Here is a 19,499-nt window from a genome sequence, read left to right as displayed (position 1 = left end):
CGGGCATTGGGCGAAAGGCCGAACATGGGAGTGGGAGACCTGTCTCGCGGCAACAGCATCCGGATCCTCGAACAGTTGCTGGACGAGGGTCCGACCAGCCGCACGGATCTAGGCCGCGCCCTGCGCCTGGCCCCGGCGACCGTCAACCGGTTGACCGGCCGGCTGGAGGACGAGGGCCTGGTCGTCGACACCGGTGTCCTCGCCCACACGGGTGGTCGGCCTTCGCGCCTGCTCGACTTCAACCGGGAGTACCGGCTGCTGGTCACCGTGGACGTCGCCGACCACCACACGTCGGTGGCCATGGCTGACCTGGGCGGAAACCTGTTGGAGCGCCACGACATCCCCACCGCGGGGGACGCCGAGCAGCGCTACGCAGACGTCTTCGGCCATGTCGCGACCGTTCTGGAGGACCCGGGCGAGCGCTGTTCCCGCGTCGCGTGTCTGGGAGTATCCGTCCCCGGGCCGGTGGACGACGACGGGACGGTGCTCTTCGCCCCGGCGCTGGGGTGGCACGGCAAGCCGCTGCGCGCGGACCTGGAACGGGCCTTCGGAGTGCCTGCGGTCGTCGAGAACGATGCGAACCTCATCGCCCTGGCGGAGCACTCCTCCGGCCACTGGGGCGCCACGAAGTCGCTGGTCGCGATCGCCGTGTTCGACGGGATCGGCTCCGGCATCATCGAAGACGGACGACTGTGGCGCGGCGCGTCCGGGGCAGCCGGGCAGATCGGACGTCTCCTGGTGGAGAAGGACTCGCTGTCCAACGAGTACACGGGCTTCGGCGACTTCGAGTCCCATATCGGCGCAGCCAGCCTGGTCCGCCGCGCGCGGGCGTTGGGGATCTCCGACACCGCGGAGGCCCCTCTTGACGCTGACGAGATCCTGCGCCGCTACGCGGGCGGCGACCTGGCGGCTCGGGGCCTGGTCGACGAGGTCCTCGACGAGTTCGCCATGAGCCTGGTCAACGTGTGCGCCCTGCTGGCTCCGGAGGTCATCGTGTTCTCGGGTCTGTTCGACCGATGGGGGTCGGTGGTGCTCCCGGGTCTACGCGACCGCCTGCGCGGACACGTCGTCCACCTGCCCATCCTGGCGCCCGGCGCGCTCGGCGACGAGGCCGCGCTGGCGGGGGCCGCACGTCTCGCCTTCGACCACGTCGGCGCCGTCGCCGGACTGCTGCCTGAGGAGCCGTGAGGGGCTCGACTCGGGGCCGCCGAGGGCGGGGGCGTGTGCCATCGGCGTGGGGTCTCGGCGGCGGTTCTAGCGGATCCTCATGTGAAACGGCGTCCAAACCCCCTCCCGTTGCTCAGTCGGTCGATCGGCAACGCGTGAGGATTGAGGGACTGGGATTGTCGAAAACGTCTGGCGCGCGGAAGCGATCTGCGTCACACTGATCGGCCGTGGACCCGAACGAATGCGGGCCTGCCGATTGGGAGGCTCACGATGACGATCCCGACCTTGGCCTTCTCGGCCGGCGACCCCTGCTGGCTGGAACTGATGACGGACTCGATGGAGCGCAGCGCGGACTTCTACGGTGCGCTGTTCGGATGGGAGTTCCACGACGTCGGCGCCGACTTCGGGCACTACCACACGATCACGAGCGGGGGAGCTGCGATCGGCGGCGCGATGCAGACCCCCGACGCGGCCGTCGGGATGCCGGGTGCCCCCGTTGGCTCGCCGGACGGCGCTTGGACCGTCTATCTGCACACCCCCGACATCCACGGCCTGGCCGAACGGGCGCGAGACGCTGGAGCGGAGGTCCTGTTCGGCCCGATGCAGGTCGGACCGTTCGGCTGGGCCGCCACGGTGCGCCACCCCGCGTTGGGCGAGGTCGCGGCATGGCAGCCGCTCGAACTCGCCGGCCTCGGGCGGATCGGCGGGACGGGCCTGCCGGCATGGTTCGAACTGCACACCCCGCGATTCGGCGCCGCCCTGCGCCTGTTGTCCGACGTCTTCCAGTGGGAGGTCTCCGTCGAGGCGGACACGCCTGCTTTCCGTTACGCCCAGCAGCATGCGGGGGAGCGGGGCCGTGCCGGCGTCTTCGACCTGAGCGCGGAGCCGGGCGCCCTTCCGGGCATCGATGCCGAACGCCCCGCACAGTGGTTCGTCTACGTCGCGGTCCCGGACGTCCGGAAGGCGGCGTCTGCGGCCGCCGAACTCGGGGGCGCCATCGTGGAGGAGGCCCAGGACACGCCCTACGGCATCCTGGCCGGGATCGCAGATCCGGAGGGCGCGCGCCTCAAGCTCTCGGAACCCCGGTCCTGAGCGGTGGCGTGACGAGGACGGCCCCGGCGCGTCGGCGCCGAGGCCACCTCCCATCCGAGGATCCGGGGTCGCCGAGGGACGCCGCGCGGACCGCCCTCGTCGCCGGGGAACCCGGCCGCGCATCACGCGAAGAAGGGCGCGAGCGCCTCCCGCAGCGTCGTGGTCGGGCGGCCGATCAGTCCGGCGAGGGCCCCCGGGTTCGGGTCCTCGAGCTCGCCGGCGGCGATCGCCTGGTCCGTGCTGACGACGAAGTCGATGGCGCCCTCGGGCAAGCCCGCCTCGGTCAGCGCCGCGCGATGCTCTCCGGCGGACACATCGCGCACGCGGACGGGGCGGCCGGAGAGCTCGGAGATGGCGGCGGCCAGGTCCTGCTGCGTCCACGCCGTGTCGCCGGAGAGCTCGTAGGTCCCGGCCTTCGCCTCGGGCGCGGCGAGGACGGTCGCGGCGGCGCGGGCATAGTCATGGCGTGTGGCCGAGGAGATCCGCCCATCCCCGGCGCTGGTGAGCAGCTCGCCGGACCGGGCGGCCTGGCGGGCCGTGTCGGCGTAGTTCTCCGTGTACCAGCCGTTGCGCAGCAGAGCGACGTCGAAAGGCGCGGCGGCCAGCAGCCTCTCCGTCTCCTGGTGCTCGGGGGCGACGGCGATGATCCGCGCGGTGTCCGCGTGGAGAAAGCTCGTGTAGGCGAGGAATCCGACGCCGGCACGAGCGGCGGCGTCGATGACGGCGCGGTGCTGAGGGATGCGATGGCCGACGGCATTGCCGGAGATCAGCAGCAGGCGGTCGACGCCCTCCAGGGCGGAGGCCAGGGCATCGGGCTGGTCGTAGTCGAAGGCGCGAACCTCGACGCCTCGATCGGACAGGGCGCGAGCGGAATCCTTGGCGGTGTCGCGCGCCAGGGCGACCAGCTGGTCGGGCGAGGTGCGTGCGAGCAGCTCCTGGGCGACCAATGCGCCCAGGTGTCCGGTGGCTCCGGTGAATGCGATGGTCATGGTCGTTCATTCCTCTCGTCGTCCCACGGCGGTCCGGAGTTCCGGCTGGCCGTCCGATGGGATCGCATCATGCACTTACGAATCGTAAGCACTTATTAAACGTAAGTGGTAGTACGATGACTTGTCAACACGTCCGAGCGATCCCATCCGGAGAGGAGGTCCTATGCCCACGCGCATGCCCGTCGATGTGCCGGCAGAGAGCTCGGCCGCGCCGGCGGGCGCCCCTGCGATGGCTCGGCGGCCGGCGTCCGCCGGGAGCTCGACGCCCGCAGGCTTCGATGTCCTCGATGCGAACTGCCCCTCCTACGCGGCGATGCGCGACGTGACGGGGCGGTGGGCGCCCCTCGTGCTGCTCGCGCTGGCGGAGGGGCTCACGCGTTTCGGCGAGATCCACCGCCGCGTCGGCGGATCCAGCGAGCGCATGATCTCCCAGACGCTGCGCGTCCTCCAAGACGATGCCGTGGTCGAGCGCACCGTGGGCGAGGACGGCCGCCCCTCCTATGCGCTCACGGCGACCGGGCGCGAGATCGCCTGCCGGGTCCGGGACCTCAGTGAGGCCATCTACGCCCACCTGGAGCAGCGGGATGCGGCGGGGATCCCGTCCGCGGCCTCCGGTTGCGGCGGGGTTCGCCGGGGCTCGTCCGGCCGTTGATGAGGGCGGCGGTCGCGGGCGGGGCCGCCGCCGAGGCGTGGACTTCGCACCAATCTGCCGGTCCGGCTCCGGTGCTCAGCTGGCCGCCCCGCGGCGCCTCGACTCGAAGATCCGGATGACGCTCGCCGTGGCCGAACGGAGATCGCGTCCCGAGCGGGCGATGAGCTCCTCCAGCGGGGCCGCGCCGCGCGGTGTGGGCACGATCGCCGTGACCCCGTGGTCGAGCAGCACATCGGCGTCATCCCCGACATTGCCGGCGATGATGACCACGGGGACGCCCTCGTCATGGGCGATCCGGGCGACTCCGATCGGCGTCTTTCCGCCCAGCGTCTGGGCGTCGACGGAACCTTCGCCGGTGAGGACCAGGTCCGCGCCGCGGATCTGCTCGCGCAGTCGGAGGGCGTCGGCGACCACCTCGACGCCGGGGCGCATCCGGGCGGTGAGGAACTGGAGGAAGGCGTATCCCAGTCCGCCGGCGGCCCCTGCTCCAGGTTCCGCCGCGTGATCGGCGCCCATGGCCCGCTCGCAGCACCGGGCGAGGTGGGCGAGCGCGCGGTCCAGGGTGCGCACCTGCTCCGAGCTGGCGCCCTTCTGAGGGCCGAAGACGTGGCTCGCGCCATCGGGGCCGACCAAGGGGTTCGTGACATCGGAGGCCAGGACGACCTCGACGTCGGACAGACGCGGGTCTATCCGAGAGGCGTCGACGGCGACGATGGAGGCCAGGGCGGCGGGGGAAGGGGACACGAGGGCTCCGCCCTCGTCGAGGAAGTGGACGCCGAGAGCGTCGAGCATGCCGGCGCCGGCGTCGTTGGTGCCCGATCCGCCCAGGCCGACGACCAGGCGGCGCGCGCCGGCGTCCAGGGCGGCGAGGACCAGTTCGCCGACACCGCGGCTGGTGGCGGTCATGATGTCGCGGTCCTCGGGGGCGACCAGCGTGAGGCCGGCGGCCGAGGCGATGTCGAGATAGGCGGTGTCGCCGGCCAGAGCGAGGTCGGCGCTTGCGGGCGAGCCGGAATGGTCGTGGACGGCGACCGTGAGGCGCCGGGCGTCGAGGGCCGCGTCGATGACGTCGACGAAGCCCTCTCCGCCGTCGGCCATGGGGACCTCGCGACAGGCGGCCTGCGGGTCGGCGTCGCGGACGCCGTCGGCCATCGCGCGCGCTGCCTCGACGGCGCTCAGGGAGCCCTTGAAGGAATCGGGCGCGCACACGACGAGCATGGGGACCTCCTCAATGCGAAGGGTAGCGTGTCGACGCCCTGCCGGCGCCTCGGTAGGCCTGGCGGTATGCCTGTACCCCCATGGGCCCGGGCTCTCCCCGAGTCGAAAAGTACATGTGTACACAAGTGCAAACAAGTGCTACCGTCGTCGTCATGACAGCGACACGGAAGTCGGCGGCGGCGACCTCGTCGGAGAGGATCGCGGCGGATCTGGAGGAGCGGATCCGGCGCGGAGAGCTTCAGGACGGGGAACGGCTCCCCCCGGAGAAGGACCTGGCGCGCCAGTACGACGTCTCCCGGACGACGCTGCGCCAGGCGCTGTCCGCGCTACGGCGGCGCTCGATGATCGTGAGCCGCGCCGGGCTCGGGAGCTTCATCGCGTACCGGGGCGTGAGCGTGGAGAAGCCGGAGGGCTGGACCGCCGCGACGGCCGAGGCGGACGCGCCGACCGCGACAGAGGTCATCCTCATCGACCGCGCGGTGCCGCCGGTCCCCGTCGAGGGCGCAGACGGGCCGGTCACCGATGCCTATCGGATCCTCCGGCGCCGCCTGGCCGGCGGTCGGGCGGTGTCCGTCGAGGAGACCTATCTGCCGGCGGGAGAGATGCTCGATCTCCTCATGGAGCACGGGCTCCTGGGCGGATCCGTCTCGAAGACGATGAAGGCCGCCGGGATGGTGGCCGTCAGCGGGGAGCAGGAGGTCACCGCCCGCCCCCTGCCCGCCGACTTCGCGCAGCTGCTCGACACCGAGCCGGGGACCGTCTTCCTCCACACGACGCGCGTCAACTCCGACGCGGACGGCCGAGTCGTCGAGATCGTGATCTCCTACCTCGACCCCCAGTGCTTCTCGCTCCACCTGACCTACGGAAAGTGACATCGAATGACTGCTGAACGTGATCGTGCGACCGGATGCCTGGAGGGCCTGGCCCTGGGAGACGCCCTGGGCATGCCGACGCAGAGCTTCAGCCCCGAACAGATCGAGCAGCGTTACGGCGAGCTCTCGGATCTGGTCGACGCGGCGGACGACCAGCCGATCGCCCCCCGGATGGGAGCGGGCTCCGTCACCGACGACACCGAGCAGGCGTTGCTGCTCGCCCGGCTCCTCATCGACGGAGGCGGCCACGTGGACGCCGCTGCGCTCGCGGACGCGCTCATCGAGTGGGAGGACTCCATGCGGGCGCGCGGTTCCCTGGACCTGCTGGGCCCCTCGACGCGGGGCGCCATCGACCAGCTGCGAGCGGGGGCGCCGATCGGCTCCACAGGCGCCGCCGGCACGACCAACGGCGCGGCGATGAGAGTGGCGCCGGTGGGCATCGCGGTGCCGCTCAGCGATCCCGAGACGCTGATGGACGTCGTGCGGGAGTCGTGCCTCCTCTCCCACGACACGGTTCAGGGGATCGAGTCGGCGGGCCTGGTGGCCGCCGCGGTGAGCGCGGGAGTCGGCGGCGCCTCCCCGCGCGAGGCCGTCCGCCGGGCCATCTCCCTGGTCGAGGACGCGCCCGGACGGGGGCATTGGACCGCCCACGCCTCGGTCACCGCTCGGACCAGATCCGCCCTCAAGGGCGCGGAAGGGCGCTCCGACGAGGAGCTCTTCGCGTTCATCCGCTCCGATGTCGGAACCTCCCTGGAGGCGACGGAGAGCATTCCGGCCGCCTTCGCCTTGGTCTGGCACTACGCCGACGCGCCGTTCGCGGCGTTGCTCGCCGCCGCGCGCATGGGAGGGGACACCGACACCATGGGGGCGATCGCGGGCGCGATCCTGGGCGCCTCCATGGGCACGACAGGCTTCCCCCGCGACCAGGTGAGCCTGGTCCGCAGGGTCTCAAGGATACCCATCGACGAGGTCGTCCCTGGCCTGCTGAATCTTCGGGACAACCACTGATCATCTGAAGCACAACACGTCATCGAAGGAGATCGTGAACATGGACAGCACGGACGCCGGCACACCCACCGCGGGCCGCTCAGGGGAATCGGGGGCGGGGTCGCCCTCGTCGATGCCCCACGGGACCAGGCTCGGCAAGGTGGAGCAACGCGGCATCGCACCCGTCCCCGAGGACCAGAAGAACGACCGGCCCGGCCAGCTGTTCTGGGTGTGGTTCGCCGCGAACATCTCGATCCTGGGGATTCCCCTGGGGGCGACGCTCATCGCCCTAGGGCTCAACGTCTGGCAGGCCGTGATCGCCGCCGCCATCGGGTCCTTCGGGTCGTTCGCCATCGTCGGTCTGGTGTCAATCGCGGGCCGGCGCGGAGGCGCTCCGACGCTCACCCTGTCCCGGGCCGCCTTCGGCGTGCTGGGCAACATGGGGCCGACGCTGATGTCGTTGATCTCGCGGCTCGGCTGGGAGACGGTCAACACCCTGACCGGAGCGTTCGCCCTGCTGTCGCTGTGCGCGATCATCTTCCGCACGCCACCGGAGGCCAGCGACGTCCCGTGGCTCGCGGTGGTGTGCGTGGCGGTGTTCGTCGCGGCCACCGTCGTCGTGTCGGTGGCGGGGCACGATCTGATCCTGAGCGTGCAGAAGTGGGCGACGTGGGTTTTCGGCGGGCTGACTCTGCTGGTCGGGATCTACCTGGTGACGACCGTGGACTGGAGCTCCTTCATCCACCAGCCGGCGGCGCCCGTGAGCGCGGTGCTCATCGGGATCGGGACGATCGCCGCGGGCACCGGCATCGGCTGGGCGAACTCGGGAGCCGACATGGCGCGCTACCAGCATCGGTCGGTCTCCGCCGGCCGCCTCGTCGCGACGGCGGCCTGCGGCGCGGGCATCCCCCTGGTCCTCGTCATCGGGCTGGGCAGCATCCTCACCGCGGGCGACAGCTCGATCGGCCAGGCCGCCGACCCGGTGGCGGCCGTGCGGACCGCGCTCCCGGCGTGGGTGTCGATCCCGTATCTCATCGCCGCCTTCGCCGGCCTGCTGTTGTCCAACCACCTGAGCGTCTACTCCGCCGGGCTGACCACGATCACCCTGGGCGTCCGCATCCCCCGGGTGTACGCCGTCATCGTGGACGTCGTCGTGACGACCACGGGCGCGCTGTACTTCATGCTCGGGTCCTCCGGGTTCTACGGGCCCTTCGTCACGTTCATCTCGCTGATGGCCATCCCGATCACGGCGTGGACGGGCATCTTCCTGGTGGATCTTCTCGGGCGGAACCGCTATGACGGGGACTCGCTGCTCGAACTCAGCTCGCGGTCGAGGTACTGGTACACGGGCGGGATCAACTGGGTGGCCTGCGGCAGCTGGCTGGTCGCCCTCGTCGTCGGGTTCTGCTTCGACACCGCCACGGTCTCCGAGGACGTCACCTGGTTCTCGGGCCCGTTCGCCCACACGTTCATCGGGGAGAACGGGCTCGCATGGGTCGTGTCGCTCCTCCTGGGCGGCGCGCTGTACGCGTTGCTCGGCCGGGCGACGAAGGGATCCGCGGCGGCGCGGCGAGCGGCCGAGGCCGTGCCCGAGCCGGCCGGCGGGAGCCTGCCCGGGGCGACGACGGAGGCGACGCGATGAGCGGCGCGAAGGGGAACGCCCCCCGTGTCGTCCACACCGGACAGGTCGTCATCGACGTCACGATGAAGGTCGGGGCGCTGCCGGCCCCGGGCGCGGAGGTCTTCGCAGAGCGGTTCGGCCTCCAGGTCGGCGGCGGGTTCAACGTGCTGCACGCTATCCGGCAGGCGGGCGCCGTCGCCGAATACCGTGGTCCGGTGGGCGACGGGCTGCTCGGCCAAGCGGCGCGCGACGCGCTGGACCGCGATGGCGTCGTGTTCGCGGGCCCGACGATCCGCGGCCTCGACACGGGGATCTGCGTGGCCGTCACGGATGACACCGCCGAGAGGACGTTCCTGTCCACCAGGGGCGCCGAGTCGTGCGTCCCGCTCACCGCCTACGACGACCTCGCTATGGGCGGCCACGACGTCCTCTACATCACCGGGTACTCCCTGATCCACCACGCGAACCGGGCGGCGCTGGAGCGGCTCGCGAGATCCCGGACGCCGATCGGGACGGCCGGGGACGGCGAGGGGACCGCCTCGGGCGCCCTCGCCGACGGGGGAGCGGTTCGGCACGCCCATGCGGTCGTCGACACCTCGCCGATGATCGGCGACGTGCCCGTCGAGACGCTCGAGACCATCAACCTGCTCCACCCCATCTGGTCGGCCAATGAGCGGGAGACGCGGATCCTCGCGGAGCGGCTCGGCGTCGGCCCGGACGGGAGCGACGGGGCGCACCGGGCTGTGGCGAGCGCGGAAGGCCCGGATGACGTCGGCGACATCCCCGGCCTGTGCGCCGCGCTCGCCCGGCGGCTGGGATCGACCGTGATCAGCCGGGTCGGACCCGCGGGCGCGTGGTGGAGCGACGGCGGCGAGGCGCGCCATGTCCCGTCCGTCGCCGTGACGCCCATCGACACGAACGGCGCGGGGGACGCCCACAGCGGCGTGCTGTGCGCGCTGCTGGCCGAGGGGGCGGACCTGCCCGACGCCCTGCGACTGGCGAACATCGCCGGCGCGCTGTCCACCACGGTGAGCGGGCCGGCGACCTGCCCGACGCGGGAGGAGATCGTGGCCGTCGCGGGTCGGTGCGGGGACGAGGGTGTGGCCGGCTGAAAGGGACACCGGCCGGGGGCCAGTGGGCTCCAGCGGCGCTCCTGCCCCGGGTACGGGCAGGAGCGCCGCCGTTCGGTGTGCGTGATCGCGTGTGGTGCCGGGACGCGACCCGTGCCGCCCAATCGCTCTCAATGCCGTTCCCGGGTGCATGGCGCTGGACTCTGGAAGGCGTTGTGAGCCGGCCAGCAGCCGGTCGCCACTTCCCGGCAGACGATGGGCCGCTCAGAACCAGCTCGTCATGGAATGACGCGCAGAGGGCGCCTGTGGCGGGCGTGGGCACCGGCAATCCAGTTCATGGCTCCCGGAGCTTCGCCGGCCGCATCGTCCGCAGCTTTCTCGGGACCGGCAGATCCAGATTCTGACAAAGCTTGTAAAGTAAGAATATATAGTAAAGTTTGTAAGCATCTGCAAGAACGTTTGAACGGATGAGCAGTCCCGATTGCGGTCGGAGCACGGATTCTCAATGCGGCGCCTCTTGTCGGGGAAGTGCGCGAAGGCTTTCTACCATTTGATGGACGGATCATTTCGGCAAAGGAGTCTTTATGAGTTCCGTACCCACAATGTTGGTGCCCACCTTCGATCGCGCTGTCTTCGCACACCGGGGTCTGCCCACCCAGGCGCCCGAGAACACGATGGAGTCATTCGCGCTTGCGGTCGACAAAGGTGCCACATGGCTCGAGACGGACGTGGATATCCTGTCCGATGGAACACCCGTCATCATCCATGACTCGACGCTGGACCGCACGACCGATCGCTCCGGCAGCTTCTACACATTGATCGCCGAGGATCTGACGACCATCGATGCGGGATCATGGTATGGCGAGGAGTTCGCGGGTGCGCGTCTTCCCCTCCTGTCCGAGTTCGTCGACTTTCTCAACGAACGCGGAGTCAACGCCAATGTCGAGATCAAGCAGAACGAACAGGGCGCGGAGAGAACGATTCTCTTGGTCGATGCGGTCGCGAAGGAGCTCTCCCGTCTCGATCCGGGAGTGCAGGTCATCGTCTCTTCGTTCGGTCAACCATTGCTGATGAAGTTCCATGAGCGTCATCCCGAGTATGCCATCGGCGTGCTCTACGAGACGGCCGCTCTCTACGACGACTGGCGCTCAGTGCTGGAGCTGTGCGGTGCCACGTACATCCATCCCGAGGACTCGGGGCTGACGGCAGCCAAGGTGAGGGACTATCGGGCGGCCGGCTATGGCGTCAATGTCTGGACGGTCGACGATGTGGACCGGGCTCACCAGTTGTTCAACTGGGGCTGCACCGGGGTCTTCACGAATCGGTCGGCTGCGCTTCAACACCTCGCCTGAACACAATGAGAAAAGTAGATATCACTATGGAAGCAACGAAGAAGTCGCGAATCCCCGTGTTCCTGCGGAAGGGGCGCGTTGGTCCATTCCTCACAGTCGTCCTGTCGGGACAGATCATCTATTCCGCATTCGAAGCCTTCAAGGGCTCGTTGATGCTTCCCCTTCAGGACATGCTGGGAATCACCGGCACGCAGTTCGGAATCCTGATGGGATACATCGGAATTGCGACATTCCTCTATGTGCCAGCAGGCTGGATCAACAATCGGTTCAAGGTTCGGACGATCATCTTCTGGTCATTGGCTTGGAGGTTGGGAACCTATCTCGTCCTGTTCGTCTTCACGCCTGGCTTTGCCGTGATGAGTGCGATTGCGATCTCGTGGGGTGTCCTTGACGCGATCGTCTGGCCGGCTGTGGTCAACGGGGTCTCGATCCTCTCTGCTGACCAGGACAAAGAGGGCAAGGGCCTGGCGATGGGACTACTGGAGTCCATTCGCAGGGCAACGGAGTTCCTGATGAATGGCGTGATCGTCATCTGCATGATGGTCTGGGTCGATCAGACGGTGATCATTATGAGGGTGTTCGCGATCGTCTACGCGCTGCTCATCATCCCGATGATGATCGCTGTGGCGAAGCTGGTACCCGACACGAAGATCGCGCAGGAAGAGGGCAGGTCGGACAACGTCGCTGCGCTGACGGGTCTGCTGCGGATCATCGCGAAGCCCCGCGTGTGGCTGGCGGGCCTTGCCGCGCTCACCGTCTACTGGGCGTACATCAACCTCATGTACTGTTCCGCCCCGTACCTCACTGAGGTGTTCGGGGTCTCTGAGGGGATGGCAGGCGCCTTCGGCATCTTCAACACGGGTCTTGTCGGCGTCTTCGCCGGTGTCGTCTCCGGCGTCTTGGCCGACTACGTCTTCAAGTCCTCAACGAAGATGATGGCAGTCTCATTGGGTCTCGTCACCGCCGCGTGTGTCGTCGTCATGATGCTTCCGGTTGACAAGGCGATGATCTGGCCGATCCTGATCATGCTCATCGTCGTCGCGCTGGCGACGTTCTTGGGCAAGTCGGTCATCCTGGCGCCAATTGCCGAGCTCAATCTGCCAGAGGGGGTCTCCGGATCCGCGATGTCGGTCGGGTCGTTCCTCGCCTATGCGTCGGTGTTCTGGGCGTACACGCTCAACGGGTCTCTGACCGATCGCTACGCGGCTGATCCGGCAACGGGATACCGGTACATTTTCATGATCACAGCCAGCGTCGCTTTGGTGGGATGCGTTGCGGCCACGGCGTTGGTCGTCGTCAACCATCGTGCCAACAAGAAGAGGATGGCGGTGGACGCCTGATCCGAGTCGGCCGCTTGTCATTGCCATCGGCCTCGCCCGCAGATACCCACGGGGTACCGCAGGCGAGGCCGGTGACGCGCTTCCCGTCATCGATCTTCCACTGCTGCGGGGTGCGGCTCACCCCGCTGTACCCGCGATGTCGGCATGGGCGTCGTCGAGGGCGAGCAGGACATCGTCGACGAGATCGTCGCAGTGGAACCGGGCGTACCAGGACGGTCCCTTGCGCATGAGGTTGAGGGCGAGCTGGCGGGCCGCGATCTCCAACCCGGGGGTCTTGTCCAGCCAGGCGGCGAGGCTGCCTGTCTTTCCGCCGTCGATGCAGTCCACGGTTCCCGCGGTGCGGTAGCCGTCCTCGACGACGATCAGGGCATCGCGCAGGTCGCGAGGGAGGTCCTGGGGGGAGAGGAGGCCATGCTCAATGTTGAGGAACCAGTCGGATTCGTGGGTGGCGCGGTCCTCGATGATGACGAAGGTCTCGACCCGCCCGCAGTTGACGGTGACGAGGCGCTGGCTGTCGCGCGTCCTGTTGGTTCCGGGCATCGCCGAGACCGTCCAGAAACGGCCATCGGTAGCGGACGGCCAGGGGATGACGCGGCCCACGTAGGCGCACACGTCGGCGAAGACGGCGTTGAAGGCCGGGACCTGTTGGAGTGCTTGGTACTTGGCGAGGGTGGCGAGTCGGCGTTTGGCGATGAGCATGCGCTGGTCGTCGGGATGGGTCTGCGGTTCGCCCTCGGCCCAACCGGCCTGGGCTTCCTGGTCGACCACCGCGTCGAGCACGGAGTCCCCCCAGGATCGCGACACCAGGTCGATGTTGCGCAGGCGGTGCCCCGCGTCGCGCTGATTCTGGACGATCTGGCGTTCGGCGGCGTCCAGGTCACTCTGCGCCACCGCCCGGAACTGGAGGGCGACGATGTCGGGGTGGTGGCGCGAGTGGTCGGCGAAACGACGAACGACGTCGCGGCTCTGGCCGACGTAGCGCTGCCCGTCGGCGAACTCCAGGATGTAGATGCCGCACCGCGGCTCACCCGGCTTGAGGTGGACACTGAGGCTGGTGCCGGGGGTGATCGCCCAGCGGCGGAATGCGTCTTTGCTCATGGGAGGATTGTCGGCCGCGAAGGTGCGTCTGCGGGGGCGTTCCGGGTCGGGGCGGGTTCAGAGCCGGTGGCGGTCCGCGATGTCGGGGACGAACTCAGCCGACTTTCGTCCACTTCCCGCAGCCGCGGTTCTCGAACCCCCAGTCGGAGGCGTCGATGGACACCGTTGCCGGCCCCTCGACGTTATTGTTCGCGATGATGTCGTCGAGGGTCCCTCCGCCACCGGAGAGCCGCGCCCAGTAGCAGAATGATCCGCCATCCGTGCGGTAGGTCCCGGGCTCGATGTCTGCCCCCACTTGATAGGTGCCGGATCCGAAGGTGTTGTCCGCGACTCGTTGCTCCGCGGCTGTCGCGGCGTCTTCGCGCTTCTTGACGGCGTCCTCACGTGCCCGCACGTCGTCCTCGCGCTTTTTCGCGGCTTGCTCCCTGTCCTCGATCTGATCGACCTGGGATTGCAAGTCATCCCTGTCGCTGGTCACAGCCGCCAGCGAGTTCTTGGCGGTCTTCAACTCGGCCGTGGTCGTCGTCAGCGTGTCCAGGGTGCTGGCCAAGCTGGACTCGGCCGACTCGGCTCGCGACATCGCGACGCCGAATGCCCCCCAGCCCGCCACCGCTAGCACGCCGACGGCAATCAATCCGACGACCATAGGGGACGGCTTTCTTGTGGCTTTATCGGGTGTTTCGTCGGTCTGGGCAGTCGTTTCAGGGAGACCCGGCTCGGATAACGTCGCGGTTTCGCCGTCGGCCGGTCCGGCCCCGGGCTGCGCGTCGGCAGCCGGGTCCTCTCCGGGTTGTGGAGGCATGAAAGCGTGTTCGGGATTGTTCGGACTCATGGCGTCTCCTTCGCGACCGGGAATGGACTCTGAAACCGGCTCTTCGCAGTTGAGGGGGTAGGTGGGGTGGGCGCGTCGTTGGCTGGGTGAGGGTCGAGGTCTCCCGATGATGGAAGTTCTCACACTGACCATCTGCCGGAAGACCTCGACGTGCTCCACGCTACCTTCGCGACTCCTGATCTGACCGTGTTCTGCCGTCTCGATGAGCTCGGTCTTCAGGCCGTGGGTCAGTGCCTTGAGCCGGATCGGGCGGTGATCGAGTGCCGTGTTGCGGAGCCGGATCCGTGGTGTCGGGGCTGTGGCAGCCAGGCGCTCTCCCGCGGGACGGACACGCGGCTGCTCGCGCATGAGCCGTTCGGACACCGTCCGACGACGCTGCTGGTCCGCGTCCGTCGCTACAAGTGCGCCGACTGTGGGCGGTCGTGGCGTGAAGACCTCGCCGCGGCAGCACCGGCGCGGGCGAAGCTGTCGCGCGGCGGGGTGCGGTGGGCGTTGGAGGGCATCGTGATCGACCACCTCACCGTCTCCCGTGTCGCCGCGGGCCTGGGTGTGTCGTGGCACACGGCGAACACAGCGGTCCTCGCCGAGGGCAAGCGGGTCCTGATCGATGACCCGGCACGGTTCGACGGGGTTCGGGTGATCGGCGTCGACGAGCACGTCTGGCGCCATACCCGACACGGCGACAAGTACGTCACCGTGATCATCGACCTCACCCCGGTGCAGGAGAAGACGGGAACGTCGCGGCTGCTGGACATGGTCGAGGGACGTTCGAAAGCGGTGTTCAAGACCTGGCTCGCCGAACGCCCCCAGGCCTGGCGGGACAGTATCGAGGTCGTCGCGATGGACGGGTTCACCGGCTTCAAGACCGCTGCCGTCGAAGAACTCCCGGCCGCGGTGACGGTGATGGACCCCTTCCACGTCGTGAGATTGGCTGGCGACGCACTCGACGAGTGCCGCCGCCGCGTCCAGCGCGACGCATTCGGGCGCCGCGGGAGGAAGGAGGATCCGCTCTACAAGGCCCGCCGCACCCTCCACACAGGAGCGGGGTTGCTCACCGAGAAGCAGCAAGCGCGGCTCGAGGAGTTGTTCGCCGACGAGCAGCACGCCGAGGTCGAGGCGACCTGGGGCATCTACCAGCGGATGGTCACCGCCTACCGGGAACCCGACCAGGGCCTTGGGAAGTTCGTCATGCAGCAGCTCATCGACTCCCTCACCAGCGGCGTCCCGGCCGGGCTCGCCGAGCTGCGCAAGCTCGGCCGGACGCTCAAGCAGCGCGCCGCCGACGTCCTCGCGTTCTTCGACCGTCCCGGCACATCCAACGGCCCGACCGAGGCGATCAACGGCCGCCTCGAACACCTCCGCGGCTCCGCCCTCGGCTTCCGGAACCTCACCAACTATGTCGCCCGATCGCTGCTGGAAGCCGGCGGATTCAGACCCCACCTACACCCTTGATTCCGAAGAGCCCTGAAACCGTCAGTTGTTGTCGTTCTCATCAAAGTGGATGTCGAGGCTCAGTCCGCTGTCCGGGTGGTAGTTCCAGGTCGCGTCGAGTCCACTCCACGACGCCGACAGCGTGCCGTCGAGAGCCCTGGTCGATTCGATCTGTGAGACGACGTAGTCGGGAACGTCGAGTTCGTTGAGCACGCAGCTGATGGCGGTCAGGGAGGCTCCCGAGAACTCCTCGTCGCCCTCACCGTCGATGCTCAGCGACTGCCCGGAGTCTCCCACAGCCATGCCCTCCGGATGACCGCAGTCCTCGACGGCGGTCGTGAGGACCTGGGATTGCTCGTCCGCAGCGGCGCGAGCGCGTGCAGCGTTGGCTGCGGCGCTTCCACCCACGCCCAAGCCGACGCCGACGATCAAGGCCGACGCGGCCACGATGAGCAGGATCGGAAGGCTGAACCTTCGTCGGCGGTCTGCCGCGGCCGACGCCGAGCCAGGAACCTGGTCTGTTGGCTCGCCCTGGGCGGACGGACCGACCGGAATCGATTGAGCCGCGGGCGATGCCTCCGCAGCGGCATTGGCCAGAGCTTGGGGTGTGCCGAGAAGGGGCGCGGACCCTCCTGACTCCGAGGCGCCACCGGCGGGATCGGGTGCGAACAGGCTTCGAGGGTGATCGGACGGCGTCGGGGGATTCGGTGGCGCTGGTTTGCCAGCCGCGTGCCGGGGATCCGGCTCGTTGACGAGGCCGGGGGTATGGACGGCGTCCATGAGGTCCTCCTGAGATCATGTGGATGAGATATCACGAGTGTCCGACAGACCATGGGCATTTGCGGTCATCGAGGGGTCCTCGACGGGCACCCGAGGACGGCGCCGGCGCGACGGCAGAGCTCACCGGCCGGGGTGGCGAAGCCCCAACGCCTTCATCCAGACGTCGTCGGGCACGCCGCGCTCCTCCGTCTCCACACCGAGTTCGAGGCGCTTCTCAAAGGAGAGCGGGCGGCCTTCCGGCTCGTCTGTTGCCGGGTGCGCGGCGGTGCGGGGCGCCCGTGCCTCCGCCGGCGGAGCGCCGGTCCGAGCCATTGCTCCAGTGTGTCCGCGTCCAACGGGCTTCTCTCCCATGAGGTCCTCGCGGCCGGCGGCCAGCGCGATCCTGCGGCGCAGGTCGGGGTCCTCGCACAGGCGCGTGACAATCTGACGGACGCGCTCGCGAGTCACGCCGAATTCGTGTCCGATCCGATCGAGCATCCACACTTCGCCGTCGACAAAGCCCAGACGCAGGCGGAACATCTGCATGTCGCGGTGGATCGTCCCGGCCCACGAGGAGCGCCCGTGGCGTTTGGGCAGCACACCACGCGCGACGTCATCCTCGAAACGGTCAAGGGCGGCCAGCACATCGAGTTGTTCGATCCTGTACTCCGCGACCTCGCCGGGATCCGGGGCGTCCTCGTCCAGGACGATCTCCCGCCAAGCGGACTCGCCGCTGTCCTGGGAACGATCGATGACGTCGTCCAGGCTGAGCGGAGTCTGGCTCACCATCCGCAGCCAGGCGAGGCGGGAGGGCTCGATGTCGCACTCGGCGGCGACCTCGACCAAGGTCGGGGTGCGATGCAGACGCGCCCGCATCTCGCGTTTCTCGCGGCGGCAGCGCCGCAGGTCATCGACCGTGTGGACCGGGAGACGGATGAGCCGTTCCGTGTCGTCGCAGCCGCGGGCCGCCGACTGGCGGATCCACCACGTCGCGTAGGTCGAGAACCTTCCCCGATCCGGATCGAATTTGGCCGCCGCTCGGAACAGGCCCAGGATTCCGAACGCGATCCGATCCTCATCCGGCAACGAACTTCCGGGTCGTGCGTCGAACGTCATGACCCGCGCGAGCCGCAGGTTCGCGCGAATCAGGATATCCATGGCGCGGCGCCCCTCGCGGATCGTCCGGTGGCCGGCCCGCGTCGCCGCACCCTCACCAGACGAGGCGGCCGCGGCCAGTCCCGCCTGGATCCTCTCCGCCAACAGGCGCTCCTGCGAGGGGGTGAGGAGCTCGTGGTCGTACATGTGCCCGGGCGTGATCGGCAGCCGATCGGCCCAATCGAGCATCCGGTCCCATGGGTCGCGGACGGCGTCCGCGGTCTGGCGCGCAGCGCCATGGCGTCCGTGTCCCCGTCTCATCGCTGCGCCGACGAGGGCGTCCTCGCCGCGCGGGCCGTCCTCGTCGACGGGGGAGAAGGACAGCATCCCGAACAAGGCGTCGTCCAGTGACCACGGGTCCGCATCCCCGGCCGATGGCACGCGTTCGGCCTGGACGCCGGGGCGAGAGCCGCCTCGTGTGCCCGCGGCGCTCCGGAAAGGGTGGGCGTCGTCGTCGATGACTGCCATACGTCCAACGCTACGGCTGGGCGCGGGCATCTGGGATCGACGAGGGCGGCGCCGGAGCCCCCATCGGGCGACTCGCCGGGTTTCTCTTGAGAAAAACTGCCGCCCCTCATGCGGGCGGTCCCTCACGGTGGACAGCGCCCTCCGCGCGGAGATGGCGGAGGGCCGGTGCCTCGCTGGAGTCCCATCAGAGTACGAATGGGGCAGGTCGCGGATCACCTGTGTGTCTCAGGCGCTACGATTCCTCACATGTGCGCCCTCCCGTTCCGTCAACCCCGCCCACCGGGCGGGTGTTGTCCCGGAATGAGGAACACATGGACAAGGGCACGGATCACTCCTGGCCGCTGAGGCGCAGGCTGCCGGCGGGCTTCGCTTTCTTCACGAAGACCAGTCTGTTGGAGTGCTTGGACGAGGTCGGCGACGACGAGCCGATCTGGCTGGACAACTACTGGCAGCCGATCCGCCAGATCACCCAGCGCCCGCTCGAGTTGATCTATCCGCACGACGACGGGTTGCATCTCGCGTAGTTCCCCGCAGGGGCGTTGCGATCGGCGTCGCGTCGATCGCAACGCTGCCTGGCGTCTTGCTCCTACCGGGAAGGGACTGTTCGTGAAGTCTGTTAACGAAGTCTTGAGGCTATGGGACTTCGCAACACCCACCCCTCAACGTCGAGTTGCCAGTCGCGGGCATCGTCGGTGCGCCCATCGTTCCATGTGAAACCGGGGGAGACGGTCCCGCTCTTCTGGAGGACGCGGTGGGCGCCCTCGGTATCGGTGGAACTCATGTAGGACCCGACGGTCTGGGCGTTCGTGCTCGCCACGGCCGCCAGATCGGAGTACGAGGCCCACTGCCCGGGTTCGAGCAGTTCGAGGGCGGCGTCGAGGATCGGGGCGTAACGGCTGGGGGAGGAGGCGTTCTTCTGGTGCGTGTGGTAGATCCTCAACGATTCCGCGGCGATGCCGTCGGGCTGCTCTCCGTAGTGGGCGAGTGCCTGGCGCCCCTCTTCGGTGATGACCCAGCCGTCTCTAGTCTTGTCGAGCCAACCGGCAACCCTCATGTGAGTGCTGTACCAGGACAGGTGGTTGTGCCATCGGGCTTCCTCGGTGCTCGGCCCTGCGGGCGTGAGCTCAATGGGGGCGAACGTCCCTCGGAGCCGTTCCTCCACCCGGCCGAGGGCTTCAGACCTCTTGAGCGGTGCTCTCGCCTCGTCGAGGACACGCAGGAGCTCCAGGACCAGCGTGTCCTTGCGTGCCGCCGGAATGCCGTCGTCGGCCATGGTGTCCTTTCTTCCTTCCGCCGAACCCGGTCCGGCGGGGCGCCCTCGTCAGCGAGAGTCCAGACGCGCCTCCAGCATAGGGAGGAGAGCCGCCCGCCATCTCAGCCGCATTCTGTCAGGGTG

Annotated in this window: 18 protein-coding genes; 11 read left to right on the top strand and 7 right to left on the bottom strand. The window is 68.7% G+C overall.

The features are described from left to right. The first annotated feature begins 24 nt into the window (after positions 1-24). Positions 25-1,188, top strand: coding sequence for an ROK family transcriptional regulator (locus tag ACFQWG_RS09410; RefSeq protein WP_380974700.1), 1,164 nt, complete (start codon positions 25-27; stop codon positions 1,186-1,188). Between the two features lie 249 nt (positions 1,189-1,437). Further along, complete coding sequence (locus ACFQWG_RS09405) at positions 1,438-2,259, top strand: VOC family protein (RefSeq protein WP_380974699.1); 822 nt, start codon at positions 1,438-1,440, stop codon at positions 2,257-2,259. A 122-nt stretch (positions 2,260-2,381) separates the two neighbouring features. Here ACFQWG_RS09405 and ACFQWG_RS09400 read toward each other — a convergent pair whose 3' ends face one another. After that, positions 2,382-3,248: an SDR family oxidoreductase gene (locus ACFQWG_RS09400; protein ID WP_380974697.1), complete on the bottom strand. Its 867-nt coding sequence runs from the start codon at positions 3,246-3,248 to the stop codon at positions 2,382-2,384. Between the two features lie 163 nt (positions 3,249-3,411). Between ACFQWG_RS09400 and ACFQWG_RS09395 the strand changes: the two genes are divergently transcribed. Continuing rightward, complete coding sequence (locus tag ACFQWG_RS09395; RefSeq protein ID WP_380974695.1) at positions 3,412-3,900, top strand: winged helix-turn-helix transcriptional regulator; 489 nt, start codon at positions 3,412-3,414, stop codon at positions 3,898-3,900. A gap of 75 nt (positions 3,901-3,975) precedes the next feature. Here ACFQWG_RS09395 and ACFQWG_RS09390 read toward each other — a convergent pair whose 3' ends face one another. Next, the gene (locus tag ACFQWG_RS09390) at positions 3,976-5,118 is read right to left on the bottom strand and encodes a glycerate kinase family protein (RefSeq protein WP_380974693.1); all 1,143 of its coding nucleotides are present in this window, start codon (positions 5,116-5,118) and stop codon (positions 3,976-3,978) included. 152 nt (positions 5,119-5,270) lie between these two features. On the opposite strand from ACFQWG_RS09390, the gene ACFQWG_RS09385 reads away from it, so the two are divergent. The 6 genes from ACFQWG_RS09385 (at position 5,271) to ACFQWG_RS09360 (ending at position 12,360) form a co-directional block, all read left to right on the top strand. Further along, entirely contained in the window at positions 5,271-5,990 is a 720-nt protein-coding gene (locus ACFQWG_RS09385) for a GntR family transcriptional regulator (protein WP_380974691.1), read from the top strand. Positions 5,991-5,996: 6 nt separating this feature from the next. Continuing rightward, the gene (locus tag ACFQWG_RS09380; protein WP_380974689.1) at positions 5,997-6,998 is read left to right on the top strand and encodes an ADP-ribosylglycohydrolase family protein; all 1,002 of its coding nucleotides are present in this window, start codon (positions 5,997-5,999) and stop codon (positions 6,996-6,998) included. Positions 6,999-7,038: 40 nt separating this feature from the next. Continuing rightward, positions 7,039-8,619, top strand: coding sequence for a purine-cytosine permease family protein (locus tag ACFQWG_RS09375; RefSeq protein ID WP_380974687.1), 1,581 nt, complete (start codon positions 7,039-7,041; stop codon positions 8,617-8,619). Then, positions 8,616-9,710, top strand: a complete 1,095-nt coding sequence (locus ACFQWG_RS09370) for a PfkB family carbohydrate kinase (RefSeq protein WP_380974685.1) — start codon at positions 8,616-8,618, stop codon at positions 9,708-9,710. Before ACFQWG_RS09375 ends, ACFQWG_RS09370 begins: the two co-directional genes overlap by 4 nt. A 542-nt stretch (positions 9,711-10,252) precedes the next feature. After that, positions 10,253-11,020 (top strand): glycerophosphodiester phosphodiesterase family protein, encoded by a 768-nt coding sequence (locus ACFQWG_RS09365; RefSeq protein WP_380974683.1) that lies wholly within the window; start codon positions 10,253-10,255, stop codon positions 11,018-11,020. Positions 11,021-11,046: 26 nt separating this feature from the next. After that, positions 11,047-12,360, top strand: a complete 1,314-nt coding sequence (locus ACFQWG_RS09360) for an MFS transporter (RefSeq protein ID WP_380974681.1) — start codon at positions 11,047-11,049, stop codon at positions 12,358-12,360. A gap of 117 nt (positions 12,361-12,477) precedes the next feature. Here the strand turns inward: ACFQWG_RS09360 and ACFQWG_RS09355 are convergent, their stop codons facing one another. Beyond that, positions 12,478-13,458, bottom strand: a complete 981-nt coding sequence (locus tag ACFQWG_RS09355) for a GIY-YIG nuclease family protein (protein WP_380974679.1) — start codon at positions 13,456-13,458, stop codon at positions 12,478-12,480. A gap of 94 nt (positions 13,459-13,552) precedes the next feature. Next, complete coding sequence (locus tag ACFQWG_RS09350) at positions 13,553-14,290, bottom strand: hypothetical protein (RefSeq protein WP_380974677.1); 738 nt, start codon at positions 14,288-14,290, stop codon at positions 13,553-13,555. A 150-nt stretch (positions 14,291-14,440) separates the two neighbouring features. On the opposite strand from ACFQWG_RS09350, the gene ACFQWG_RS09345 reads away from it, so the two are divergent. Continuing rightward, positions 14,441-15,742, top strand: a complete 1,302-nt coding sequence (locus ACFQWG_RS09345) for an ISL3 family transposase (protein WP_380974675.1) — start codon at positions 14,441-14,443, stop codon at positions 15,740-15,742. 21 nt (positions 15,743-15,763) lie between these two features. Here the strand turns inward: ACFQWG_RS09345 and ACFQWG_RS09340 are convergent, their stop codons facing one another. Both ACFQWG_RS09340 and ACFQWG_RS09335 read right to left on the bottom strand, forming a co-directional pair. Beyond that, the gene (locus tag ACFQWG_RS09340; RefSeq protein ID WP_380974673.1) at positions 15,764-16,168 is read right to left on the bottom strand and encodes a hypothetical protein; all 405 of its coding nucleotides are present in this window, start codon (positions 16,166-16,168) and stop codon (positions 15,764-15,766) included. Positions 16,169-16,621: 453 nt separating this feature from the next. Further along, complete coding sequence (locus ACFQWG_RS09335) at positions 16,622-18,103, bottom strand: sigma-70 family RNA polymerase sigma factor (protein ID WP_380974671.1); 1,482 nt, start codon at positions 18,101-18,103, stop codon at positions 16,622-16,624. A gap of 311 nt (positions 18,104-18,414) precedes the next feature. Here ACFQWG_RS09335 and ACFQWG_RS09330 point away from each other — a divergent pair, with 311 nt between their 5' ends. After that, complete coding sequence (locus tag ACFQWG_RS09330) at positions 18,415-18,627, top strand: hypothetical protein (RefSeq protein ID WP_380974669.1); 213 nt, start codon at positions 18,415-18,417, stop codon at positions 18,625-18,627. A gap of 92 nt (positions 18,628-18,719) precedes the next feature. On the opposite strand, the gene ACFQWG_RS09325 is transcribed toward ACFQWG_RS09330, so the two are convergent. Continuing rightward, a complete protein-coding gene (locus ACFQWG_RS09325; RefSeq protein ID WP_380974667.1) occupies positions 18,720-19,376 on the bottom strand; it encodes a winged helix-turn-helix domain-containing protein in 657 nt (218 codons plus the stop codon). Positions 19,377-19,499 lie beyond the last annotated feature (123 nt).

Origin of the sequence: Schaalia naturae (assembly GCF_042665795.1) — a bacterium.
Taxonomy (GTDB): Bacteria; Actinomycetota; Actinomycetes; order Actinomycetales; family Actinomycetaceae; genus Pauljensenia; species Pauljensenia naturae.
Note: the sequence above shows the minus strand (reverse complement) of the source record. Positions and strands in the feature narration are given on the sequence as shown.

Coding starts and splice junctions, on each gene's coding strand:
- ACFQWG_RS09410 (WP_380974700.1), top strand. CDS start 25: ATGGGAGTGGGAGACCTGTCTCGCGGCAACAGCATCCGGATCCTCGAA.
- ACFQWG_RS09405 (WP_380974699.1), top strand. CDS start 1,438: ATGACGATCCCGACCTTGGCCTTCTCGGCCGGCGACCCCTGCTGGCTG.
- ACFQWG_RS09400 (WP_380974697.1), bottom strand. CDS start 3,248: ATGACCATCGCATTCACCGGAGCCACCGGACACCTGGGCGCATTGGTC.
- ACFQWG_RS09395 (WP_380974695.1), top strand. CDS start 3,412: ATGCCCACGCGCATGCCCGTCGATGTGCCGGCAGAGAGCTCGGCCGCG.
- ACFQWG_RS09390 (WP_380974693.1), bottom strand. CDS start 5,118: ATGCTCGTCGTGTGCGCGCCCGATTCCTTCAAGGGCTCCCTGAGCGCC.
- ACFQWG_RS09385 (WP_380974691.1), top strand. CDS start 5,271: ATGACAGCGACACGGAAGTCGGCGGCGGCGACCTCGTCGGAGAGGATC.
- ACFQWG_RS09380 (WP_380974689.1), top strand. CDS start 5,997: ATGACTGCTGAACGTGATCGTGCGACCGGATGCCTGGAGGGCCTGGCC.
- ACFQWG_RS09375 (WP_380974687.1), top strand. CDS start 7,039: ATGGACAGCACGGACGCCGGCACACCCACCGCGGGCCGCTCAGGGGAA.
- ACFQWG_RS09370 (WP_380974685.1), top strand. CDS start 8,616: ATGAGCGGCGCGAAGGGGAACGCCCCCCGTGTCGTCCACACCGGACAG.
- ACFQWG_RS09365 (WP_380974683.1), top strand. CDS start 10,253: ATGAGTTCCGTACCCACAATGTTGGTGCCCACCTTCGATCGCGCTGTC.
- ACFQWG_RS09360 (WP_380974681.1), top strand. CDS start 11,047: ATGGAAGCAACGAAGAAGTCGCGAATCCCCGTGTTCCTGCGGAAGGGG.
- ACFQWG_RS09355 (WP_380974679.1), bottom strand. CDS start 13,458: ATGAGCAAAGACGCATTCCGCCGCTGGGCGATCACCCCCGGCACCAGC.
- ACFQWG_RS09350 (WP_380974677.1), bottom strand. CDS start 14,290: ATGAGTCCGAACAATCCCGAACACGCTTTCATGCCTCCACAACCCGGA.
- ACFQWG_RS09335 (WP_380974671.1), bottom strand. CDS start 18,103: ATGGCAGTCATCGACGACGACGCCCACCCTTTCCGGAGCGCCGCGGGC.
- ACFQWG_RS09330 (WP_380974669.1), top strand. CDS start 18,415: ATGGACAAGGGCACGGATCACTCCTGGCCGCTGAGGCGCAGGCTGCCG.
- ACFQWG_RS09325 (WP_380974667.1), bottom strand. CDS start 19,376: ATGGCCGACGACGGCATTCCGGCGGCACGCAAGGACACGCTGGTCCTG.